Below are 11,685 nucleotides of genomic sequence, written 5' to 3' on the forward strand. Positions count from 1 at the left end.
TCTGATTATTTAAAATACTGCAAGTACTTCCACCTAAAGGTGGAATCTTTAGCATAGGAGTGGTTAGGAAAATGCTTGTTCACTGAATCCACTTCGGCTACAAACCGGTCAAAAATACCTTTATCATAAAATGGATCATCAGTTTCTCTTTGCCATTTGGCCAAAACTCCAATCATTTCATCTCTTATGGAGGAATATTGAGGGTTGTCAATTAAATTTCTGAACTCATACGGGTCATCCTGAAGATCATAAAGCTCATATTCGGGCGGATTTTTCCATGTGGCGTAAGCTGCCCTGACCTCATCAGTGCCTTGAATAAGCTCTCCCTCCTCAGTCCCACCGTCAAAATGTCCATTTAAATGATCAGCATAAGATGAATACTTAGGATTTTCTCTTTCATACAATAGGTTATGGATCAGTTTATAGCGATTGTTTCTTACACTTCTCCTTGGATAAAAAAACAAAGAGGTGGAACCTGCACCTCCGGCAAAAACATACTCTCTCCACTGCCCTTCTGAGCCTTGGCCCAATAGTGGCAATAATGATCTTCCACACAAGGAATCGGGGCATTGGACGCCGGTAATATCCATGATAGTGGGAACAATATCTATGGAAGACACCAACTCCTTCCGCATACCAACATGAGGATTTCGGGGTGGATAGCGAATGATCAATGGCACTCTCAGGCCCGCTTCATAGTTAGTGCACTTTGCTCTAGAAAACTGAGGCCCATGATCCCCCATGTAAATTACTACTGTATTTTCCAATAACTTTTCCTCCTCCAGTTTCTTCAGCAACAATCCCACAGCGATATCCAGACGGGCCATGCTGTTGTAGTAGTTTGCAGTGAACCCTCGTAACCTTCTACTGTCCACACCAATAAAGGGCAGGGTGCAAGATACATCATCTGCTTCTAAAGGCTGTGGAGGGAATCCATTTACTTGCTTTTGAAGTGGAAAATGTGCATCGGGAAAATTAACCATTAGAAAAAAAGGCTTTCCGACATCCATTTGGATAAATTCTAAGGCACTTTCAGCATATTTTTCCAATTGCACTTTTTCAAAATTGGCACCCTTGATGGCTTCATAATCCCATTGGAAAGAATTAGCAGGCTTGACATGCCGTTTACCGATAATCCCAGCGCGGTATCCTACATCATGTAAATATCCCGGGAGGGTTTTTAGAGTATCATACATCTGATAATGATGGGTGGCCAACCCAATCTGCCCATTCTGGTGAGGATATAGTCCCGTAAACAGGGTCGAACGAGATGGACTACAGACCGAATAGGTAACAAATGCATTATCAAACCTTACACCAGTTTCAGCAAGTTGGTCAATATTGGGTGTGGAAACATCCTGATTACCGTAACAACCTAGTTCAGGCCCATTATCCTCCGATACGATAAAAAGGACATTCATTTTTTCCTTAGCACCTAATCCATTTTTTGGATCTTTATCACATGATGGTAGAAGCAGCGCGGCAAAAAACCAGCTACATAGAAAACCACTATTTTTTATTTCAATTGCTTTTATCATGGTACCAAGTCAGTAATCGGTATGATCTGGTAGGTCATATGTGCCTGGCTGCTTTCATACAGAATCCCCAGATAATCCTCATCTATTACGGTTAAGCAGGAATATCCCCATCCTTTCCCTTCATCCATTAACAGTCCGCTAGACCATGACATTCCTTCATCCTGACTGGATTTAATGGTCATATTATACCTACCGTCGGTGACAGCTGGATTGGAAAAAAACAAATACGAAGCATCCATGGATTGCCTGTTTTCCGGATAAGTAATGAGACTGGCCATACAAACTGGCTCGACCAAGGCAGATCTGCTTGAGGGATGTACCTGCCATGTTTTTCCAAAGTCCTTGGTGACGGCTACCGACCGTGCCCCACCCCTGTTATCCCTCATGTTCAGCATCAGGCTTCCGTCATTGAGCTCGACCACTTGCGCCTCGGTAGTGTTTGACTTGGCTCCAGTACCGATATGCCATGTTTCCCCTTTATCCTGACTATAAATCACCGTGCTATGAGGCATGTCGTTTTCATCTTTAAATTGTCCAGCAAAGACCAATGTCCCACCCCTCATCGTAATACCTTTTCCTGGTCCGTTGAACATGAGTTTCCACTCCTTCTTTTTGAGCTGTGCAGTGATATTGATGGGAGCGGACCACGTTTTCCCATCATCTTTGCTCTTGACCATCACCAGCTGTCCTGTTTCATCTGGGGAAATTCCTTTTCCTGAGCTGAACCATGCTCTTTTCCCCGGTTTTCCATGCAGCCAAAGTGCGACCACATAGATCGTGTTGTCACTTGGATCCACCAGAATGGCTGGATCCCCAATACCATTTTCCTTCTGGGGTCTTCCGCCCCACTCCTCCATATCCATGATAATTTTCATGGGTTCCCAGTTTTCCCCTCCATCAGTGCTCCTGCTCATTCCCACATCAATATCTTCCTGAAGATCCACCGAACTGTTGTGCCGCACATCGTACACTGCGATCAAACTACCCTCAGTGGTGGTCGCCAATCCGGGAATCCTATAAGCTGCTATCCCATCATCACCTGCAGTCCTTAAGCTGGTAGCCAAACGCAATGGCATCGAATTTCTTTGTTTTGAAATGGAAACTTTGGAATTGGTAAATGTTATTTTTTTTAAGCCAATTTGCACCGTTTCTTTTAAAGATGCGCTTTCCTTAGGCCGAATGTCGAGCACCAATTTATGGGAACCTGGTGGAAATGATCTGTCCACATCAATCAATACTTTTTTGCCTACCTTTACCTCTGTCGCTATGGGTTGTCCTTTACCGCCTGCGGAATTTTCCAATTCATGGATCGTTAATGATTGCAAAACCTCTGCACCGTCAACAGCCAATGAGAGCTCTTCCAGGACATCCCCTTCCTCTAAGGTAAACTCTATATAGAATACATCATTGCTTTGCCCTTTGATGACCGGAAAAGTATGTTGGTCTACAGTTACCTGAATCTCGTCAGCTGTCCTTGTTGGCCGTGAAGTACAGCTATCCATCATTATCAATATGCTTCCCATTAGGAATACTTGCAGTTTGTTGAATGTCATCATCTCCAATATTTTTCTTAATTAAGCTTTTTCCAATGTTTTATTTTCCTGTTTTCTCTTCTTATTACCCAATGAATGGATTGTTAAGCCATCGATATCTCGCTTATCGGTAAAGAAAAAACTACCTACATAGGTCATCCCCATGGCACTTACCAAACCGGTCAGCGCATACAGGTGAATGCTAAGGTCTGAACCGTATTTTACAGCTACCTGCACCAATGCACTGCTCAATAGCCCAAGCAATGCGCCCTTCCCATTAACACTATCCGACAGCATTCCGATCAGAAAGATGCCACCCAAACCTCCTGCTAAAAGTCCTATGATCATATTGAATTGGTCCCACAGTGAAGGGAGTCCCAAACTGGCCATCACCAGGGCGAACCCTGTCCCGAAAACCCCAACAATAACGGTTATCCACCGTGCAAACCCTAAGGTGTTTTTACCGGTGGTATCATGGGGAAACCACTTATGATAAAAATCAGTGGTCACCACTGTAGCCACCGAATTCATGCTACTGTCTAGACTGGACATCGCTGCCGCAAAAACTGCGGCAATCAACAGCCCAGAAATACCTGTGGGGAGTTGGGTCACAATATAAAAGGGAAAAATACTATCGGTATTTTGGACAGCTGGACTAAGTTCTGCTGGGTGCAATTTGTAAAACAGATAAAGTGCCGTCCCCATGCTAAAGAAGATAAGGGCTGAGGGTAGTGCCATCAATGCACCAGTAGCAATCCCGTTAGCTGCCGCCTTCTCATCCTTGGTGGTCAAGTACCGTTGGACCACGGTCTGGTCACTGCCATACTGTACGATATTTGCAGCTATCCCCCCGATGAGCACTACCCAAAAGCTGGTACCCGTAAAATCCATCCGCATGTCAAAGATCTTTCCTTTTTGGTTTTCAGTGATTATGGACATTAATTCGGCTGGACTTTCGTGGATTTCATAAAAAACAAATCCTAAGCATATCAATGCGCCACCAAGCAGTACTACCACCTGTATCACATCCGTCCAGATCACTGCTTCGATCCCCCCAAGGACGGTGTATACAATGCTCAGAAGTCCCATGATCAAAATACATATGGATACATCTATTCCGGTCACCACGGTCAGTGCAAGGGATGGAAGGAGCAATACGATTCCAAGCCTTCCCAGCTGAAGCCCCACATAGATCAAGCTACCGATCAGCCGCACCGATCGGTTATACCTCAATTCCAAATATTCGTAGGCTGTAGTAATATTCAACCTTCTAAAGAATGGGAGAAATATACCTATGATTATGGGAGCGACAATGATAATGGTCATCAGTAAAAAAAACAGAGTCCAGTCTGTGGCAAAGGTCTTGGCCGGTATGGCCATAAAAGTAATCGCGCTAAGCTGAGTGCCAAATATACTGATGCCAGCCGCCCACCATGGAACCCTTCCTCCAGCCTTAAAAAAGTCCTCAGTGGAATGCTGATTTCCTGAAATCAAAATCCCCATCAATACCAAGGATCCTAAATAGAGCCCTAAAACGGTATAGTTTATCCAGCCAAAAGCACCTTCTTTTTTGAATCCCACTCCACGAATGGATGCGGTCCGGATCCCCGGGGAAACCTCCCCGGATGGCAATATCATTTCCCCACCCCATGGCACAGCCGTAGTAGTAACAGGCACTGTAAATGGAAGTTTACCCATGGTATGCCAACTGTCCGTTATGGTATGATAAACCAGGATATCCCTGTCGAATCCAGGATGGTTTTCCAACAAAATATCTCGTTTTTGTTTAAGTTCTTGCCGATCCAGGGTATCTACGACGTCAGAAAGGGCCGCCGAATAACGCTCGAGTTCATTGAAGGTATCTCCCCTTACACCACCATAAAATACGATTTGGCCTGCCCCCTGTGCCGCGGCAGTTCCTGCCGATAATGTCAGGAGTTTTCCTTGTTCATCCTGTATGTTGCTTATTTTCTTCCAGCCTTCCTTTTGAGGGTCAAAACAGAAGGCATCTGTATACAACTCACTTATCCCGGTTTCCTGAAGTCTTCGTCCACCAAATAAATAAAAACAATCGTTTATCCCATTGTTCTGGACAGCAGAAATGGCATGCGAACGTGGTTTTCCAGGCCATGAGGGTAATTTCTCCCAATGCAGCTTAACTTGATCAAGATCCATACGGAAAAAAGCATCAGAGACCACGTCTCCTTCCCCACCTGCCAGGTACACCTTAGAACCTACCAATCCTCCGGTGGAATTGCTAAGAGCTAAGGGCAAATCGGGCAAATATTGTAGTTCTATTTGTCGAATCACGGGATTCCACTTCAGTAGAAATGCTTTCTTAAATGTAGTGCTTTGGTTATTGCCACCGATGCACAAAACCCCTTTAGTTGTGGTAATACTAGTACCATATGCGACTGGAAAGGGCAACTTCAGTTCCAGTCCTTCTATCCAGCGATATCCCCCAGATGATTTTTCTAAAGCGTAGACATGCTGTGAGAAGTATTTTTTTCCTTCTTTCCACGGTGTCTTATCGGGAAAATTGGCACCACCGGCCAAGATCAACACATCCTGATGCACACCAGCAAACATGCCCGCATACCCTAGGGACACACTGTCGCCAGCATCTGCCGGCAAGTCTGGTAGGTCCTCAAAGGTAAAACTCCCAAGATAATTATCGAATAGACCTTGTCCAAGGACTACTTTTCCGAAGAATGTAAAAAATAAGATGCAGGCAATATAGGTTATAGCTTTCATGGATGAATGTTTAATTTGCAAATGGTAGCTTGGCTTGTCCTATTGCCCCTTCTTTGCGTTACTACTAAATTGGAAAAATCCGAGCTGGTCCAAACTCTTTTCCAATTTCCTATAATCTTCCTTGTCCAGCTGTTTTACTGGATAGCGGAATTGTCCACAGTCAAGACCACATAGTTTCATAATGGCCTTTCCGCAGGCTGCTCCACCATATTGACCAAATAGGCTGATCAGGTCAATGGACTTTTCCTGCCAATGCCTTGCCGTTTCCATATCCTGCTTCTGAAAAGCCTCTAGGAGGTTCTGGTAAAGTGGTCCAGCATAATTGTAGGTACTGCCTACTGCTCCTTTGGCCCCCATGGACAATCCTGCCAGCATCGTCTCATCCCATCCCCATAGAATATCATATTTTCCACCATGATAGCGTAGACATTTGTTAAACTCCATTAGGTCATTGTGCGTGTATTTGATCCCTGCAAAGTTGGGTATTCTTCTTCCCGCCTCTTCCAAAAAGTCCATCATTGGAAGTTCCACTTTGGAAAGTAAAGGGATATGGTAGAAATAAAATGCCTGACCGGGTGCCTCTGCGGCAATCCCCTCAAAATAATCCACCAATTGCTTCACCGAATTGGGCCGTATGTAATATGGGGCCGTAAGCGCAATCCCGTACAGGCCTAACTCATGGGTCTTCTTCGCCAAAGAGATGGATTCCTTTTGGTTGGTTCCTCCTAGCATGGCCATCACTTTAAATTCGGAAGAGGAAAAAGGTGCCCATGCCTCAATCAACTCTATTTTTTCGTTGTGGGTCAAGGCGGCACCTTCTCCAGTAGTACCGGCAATAAAAGCCCCTGCCATACGGTTGGCATTTAATGACTTAGCCAACTCTGGAATTTTGCTACTGTTAAGCGTTCCGTCTTGGTCAAATGGTGTAAAAGTAGCCGCTATTAGCCCGATTATTTTTTCGAATTTCATGATTGCTTTTTTTATTGGCAGGAAGGATTCCCTTCCTGCCTTTAAATACTTAATTTCCGTATCCTGGATTTTGAGTAATTTTTGAATTGAGACTTATTGTATTCAAAGAGATAGGCCATAAGGTAAGGTATTGCTCGTTTTCCCTACCTTGGAGGGAGGGTACTAACTCAAATTCCTTATCAAACCGTACAAGGTCCCACCACCTTTTTCCTTCAAAGGACAGCTCCAACAGTCTTTCCTGCAATATGGCCTCATCATTGGCAACCTGCCCCATGTCCACAAAACGGTGGTCTTCAAAGTCCTCGCCATAGGCCCTTAACCTTACCTTGTTGATTTCTTCTGTTGGATCCATTCCCAAGGCATTTTTTGCCTCTGCTATCAGTAGCAATAAGTCCGCATAGCGGTACAAAATCACATCATCTAGAAACCTACGTCCAGAAGGGTCGAGATATCCCCTTAGTTTGGTCACTATATTTGCATAGGGTTCCATTTGGCCATCTTCATTGGGAATGGAGATACTTAGGAAAGTGGCGTTTTTGCGTTGGTCTCCATTGGTAAAAGCAAAGGTCACCACTGGCGATGGTCCCCACCGGTTAAGTCCACCACCTTGGCCAATTTGGGCAATTACTTCCGGATCTGCCCCAGCAGGAATTTGATCGTCTCTAATGTACATGCCACTGTTGTAGTTTGTCCCGGACTCTAGGTCCCTAAAATGCACGGCCATCAATATTTCATTGTTGCCTTTGTTATCATAACGGAAGATATCATCATAATAAGGCATAAGGTCCAATTCAGCAATATCTGCCTCTTGAAGGGCATCCAGCGCCGTTTGAAAATCGGTATTTCCACCGTCCAGCTGCTTAGCTGTCCAAAGGTAAACATCCCCCTTGAGTGCATTTGCAGCTGGTTTGCTCCAAGATACTTTTCCGGCAGCTAGCAAATTATCGGGATAAAGTGACAAGGCCGTATTGAGGTCTTCTTTTACCTGAGCGAATACTGCTTCCACCGAGGAACGTTCCCTAAAAGTTGTTTCAGCATCATATCCTTCTGTTGGACTGGTCACCAGTGGGACCCCTCCCCAAGTTTTGGCCAAGGTAAAGTAGACAAACGCCCTCATGGTATAGGCTTCTGCAAGCATTCTGTTTTTATCTGCTTCATTGGTAAACCCAATTCCAGGGACATATTCGATCAAAAGATTAGCATCATGCACTACGGTATACATTCGCAGCCAGTCCGGACCTGCAAAATTGGGATCAACCGTATTTTCAAAATATCTTTCCAGGCCTTCGGAGGCTTGAAGTCCATAGGTCAATGTTCCGCTGCGTCCCTCTCCCCATGTAAAAAGGTTGCTGGCCGACTGGTCTCTAAAGCGAACATACATCCCGTTAAGCGCCCCCTTGGCGTTATCCTCTGTGGTCCAAAATCCGGCTACAGTGATTTCACTGGTTGGGGTAAGTTCCAAATTCCCAGTACATGAGGCTACCGGCAAAAGAACACCCAAGCATGCCGCTGCTTGTATTAATTTATTCTTTATTTTTTTCATGATTTTTCGATTTGGGTTAAAAATTGACATTTAGACCGAACAAGAAGCTCCTCGGAATGGGATACCTTCCGGAATCCGTCCCACCTTCTTCAGGGTTCAGGCCGGTATACTGGGTAAAATAGTGTAGATTGGATCCTGTCATGTAAGTCCTAATATTCCCTATTTTCAAAGCATTTACCCATTTTTTTGGTAAGGTATAGCTCAATGTCAACTCCCTTATTGCCAAGTAATCTCCCTTCTCATAGTAGAAGGTATTTCCACGGAATGAATTGTTTTGTGCCAATTGGTCTGCCCAATAATATCGAGATATATCGGTCACATCTCCCTGTTCCTGCCAGGAAGTAGTCGTTTCTTCCAAAACCCCTATATCTCCCTGATACTGACCGTTAAACCTTGCTCTAGTTTCATGGTAAATGGTATGTCCCAGTGCAAAATCAGTACGGATGGTGAGCGAAAGTCCCTTGTAGTTAAATGTATTTGTAAATCCTCCTGTCCATTTGGGATAGATATTTCCAGCATACACCCTGTCTCTACTATCAATAGAATCATTTGCGTCCAGGTCTGCCCAATTCACATCCCCTCCAAATTTGCTTTTGTCGGTTCCGGGGACGAGTTCGTCATAAGGCCCTTCTGCTGCCTCTTGGTCTGTAGCATATACGCCAAGCTGTTGATAAGCAAACAAATCACCGATATAACCGCCTTCCTGTAAGCCTCCTTTCCATGTGTATCGACCGGTCATTTGGTCATATACCAAGACACCACCTATCCGATTGTTCTCGTTATCATTTTCAGGCAGTTCCACCACAGTATTAATGTTGTAGGAGGCGTTGGCAGAAACATTCCAATCAAAATGCTGTTTTTGGATAACAGTGGCACCTACTTCCATTTCTACCCCCTCATTCCGCAAAGAACCTAAATTGGTCAGGATACTGCTAAAGCCAGTAGATTGAGGCAGTTCCAAATTGGTCAAAAGATTATCTGTCAATCGGTTATAGTAGTCAGCAATCAAGCTCAACCGGTCGTTGAACAATCCCAAATCCAGCCCTATGTCAAATGTTCCTGATCGCTCCCATTGTAGGTCCTGGTTGGCCATTCTGTTATTTTGGATAGCTGCTTGATCATTATACCTGCTGCCAACAGAATACAATCCCTGGGCATGGAAATCAGACAGATTACCGATATTCCCGTTCACCCCATAGGAAGCCCTTACCTTGAATGACGAAAATGTCTCTGGCACCTTTGCCCAAAACGCTTCCCTGTGTAAATTCCATCCTGCAGATATTCCTGGAAAAAAACCCCAATAATTATTGGACCCTAAATTGGATGCCCCATCGTAACGAGCGGTAAATGAAAACAGGTATTTTTTGTCAAAATCATAATTGACCCTGCCAAAATAACCGATAATAACCTGCTGGCTCAATGAGCTGCTTACTGCAGTTGGCTCCGCTGATGCATTTAGCGTTGGGATCAGGTCAGAAGCTGCGCCCCTACCAGATGCGCTTGCCGCATAGTTTTGTCTATCGTAGTATGATCCGCCCAGCTTGAACTGGAAATTATGGAGTCCCAGCACTTTCTGATAGCTAAATACACCATCAAACTGTTTCTGCCAATAAGTGGAATTATAAGCCGAAGCATTCCGGGAATCCACAAATTGGGTCGGCCCATTGTAGTATGATTTTTGGAAACTATTTTCAGTGGTCTGGACGTAATATAAGGAAGCCATTGGCTCAAAGGTAAAATCCTTAAAAACTTCCCAATTGGCCCCTCCTGATAAAGTCATTCTGTGGGTGGCATTAAGCGCATCGATCCGACCAAGTTGGTAAAGAGGATTTCCCATACTTCTATTCTGGCCAGGAGCTAGTGTCCCGTCCTCATAGTATAGTTTCGCAGTTGGAGGAAGTCCCAAAGCCCTTTGAAATAGCTGGTTCTCACTATATACTTGACTATTGGAACTGGATGTAAAGTTCAATCTTCCATATACACCCAATTTGTCGTTCACTTGGATATCACCATTCATACGGGTGGTAAATCGTTTGAAATCCGTATTGATGGCAACTCCTTCATTATCAAGATAACCCACTCCTATATCATATCTTGCCTTTTCCGATCCCCCACTGACATTTATATAGTGGTTTTGGGACACCGCCGTCCTAAAAAGTATATCCTGCCAATCAGTTTCGGAAAAAATGATGGTTTCATCTGGGTTGGCTGGATCAGGCATGGATTGCCAACCCTCATTAAGTTTGTATTCATTTTCAGATGTTAGGTACTGTGGAGTAAAAGCGGTGGTATTGGAAAGATCATTTCCTATTCCAAACCCATTGGCCAAACCCAACCTAAAAAGGTGCTCGGGATGTTTTTCTGAGGTAGCCAAGATACCTTTCCTATTAAAATAGATATAGTCCCTTGCTGATGCCATATCATACTGGTTCCACATCTGAGAAGCACCGATATTAAACCGATAGGTAACCGATGTCTTGCCCACCTTACCAGATTTGGTGGTGATGATTACCACCCCGTTCGATCCCCTGGCTCCATATATGGCCGTCGCGGCGGCATCTTTCAACACCTGCAATGACGCTATATCATCAGGATTGATATCATTCATATTGTTCCTGATCACCCCGTCTATAATGTATAGAGGTTCGGCACCATTAGGGTTATTGATGGAGGTTCCTCCACGAACAATGATCCTCGGGGCCGCTCCCGGTTGTCCTGTGGTGGTCTGTACCCTCACCCCCGACACTGTTCCTTTCAATGCAGATGCCGCATTAGGAAAAGGAATATTCTCGAGTACCTTTTTGTCGAGCTTGGACACAGAAGAAGTCAGTGTCTCACGGGATTGCTCACCATATCCAATTACGACAATTTCGTCCAGTTGCTTGGAATCGGTTTCCAAGCCAACAATTATATTGGATTCATTATCGATTGTGATTTTTTTGGTAACATAGCCTATGTAGCTAAATACCAAAACATCTCCCGTCTTGGCAGCGATGGAAAACCTTCCATCCAAATCTGTCACGGTACCTTGGGAGGTTCCGTCTATTAAAATATTCACTCCTGGGATCGTTTCCCCTGTGTTGATGTCCGAGACAATGCCTGTGATGTTTGTATCCTGGGCAACAAGCCCTTCGGAGAGAAACACTAAAAACAATATCAGACATGTTCTCAAGTAATTTTTCCAGTACATATCCTTTTGGGTTATAGTTTGATGATAACTGTAATATATGTTGAAAGCTTTTGAAGTGATAACTGTACAGTTGCTAATCGATAACAATAGCTTACCTGACAAAGCTACCAAGGGAAATTTTCAATTATGGGTGCCAGGAATCCTGAAAAAGGGCATCTA

Annotated in this window: 6 protein-coding genes; all 6 read right to left on the minus strand. The window is 44.3% G+C overall.

What is annotated here, in order from left to right:
* Nucleotides 1-5: 5 nt before the first annotated feature.
* Genes IFO69_RS01215 through IFO69_RS01240 form a run of 6 tightly spaced genes read right to left on the minus strand, consistent with a single transcriptional unit; the run spans nt 6 to nt 11,526 of the window.
* Nucleotides 6-1,538: a sulfatase family protein gene (locus IFO69_RS01215; RefSeq protein ID WP_192007150.1), complete on the minus strand. Its 1,533-nt coding sequence runs from the start codon at nt 1,536-1,538 to the stop codon at nt 6-8.
* A complete protein-coding gene (locus tag IFO69_RS01220) occupies nt 1,535-3,094 on the minus strand; it encodes a sialidase family protein (protein WP_225443949.1) in 1,560 nt (519 codons plus the stop codon). Before IFO69_RS01220 ends, IFO69_RS01215 begins: the two co-directional genes overlap by 4 nt.
* 18 nt (nt 3,095-3,112) lie before the next feature.
* Nucleotides 3,113-5,824 (minus strand): sodium:solute symporter family transporter, encoded by a 2,712-nt coding sequence (locus IFO69_RS01225; protein WP_192007152.1) that lies wholly within the window; start codon nt 5,822-5,824, stop codon nt 3,113-3,115.
* Nucleotides 5,825-5,863: 39 nt separating this feature from the next.
* On the minus strand, nt 5,864-6,793 hold the full coding sequence (locus IFO69_RS01230) for a dihydrodipicolinate synthase family protein (RefSeq protein ID WP_192007156.1): 930 nt from the start codon (nt 6,791-6,793) through the stop codon (nt 5,864-5,866).
* Between the two features lie 49 nt (nt 6,794-6,842).
* Nucleotides 6,843-8,336: a RagB/SusD family nutrient uptake outer membrane protein gene (locus IFO69_RS01235; RefSeq protein WP_192007158.1), complete on the minus strand. Its 1,494-nt coding sequence runs from the start codon at nt 8,334-8,336 to the stop codon at nt 6,843-6,845.
* Nucleotides 8,337-8,352: 16 nt separating this feature from the next.
* Complete coding sequence (locus IFO69_RS01240) at nt 8,353-11,526, minus strand: SusC/RagA family TonB-linked outer membrane protein (RefSeq protein ID WP_192007162.1); 3,174 nt, start codon at nt 11,524-11,526, stop codon at nt 8,353-8,355.
* Nucleotides 11,527-11,685: the final 159 nt, after the last annotated feature.

This window comes from Echinicola arenosa (genome assembly GCF_014841125.1).
Lineage (GTDB): Bacteria > Bacteroidota > Bacteroidia > Cytophagales > Cyclobacteriaceae > Echinicola > Echinicola arenosa.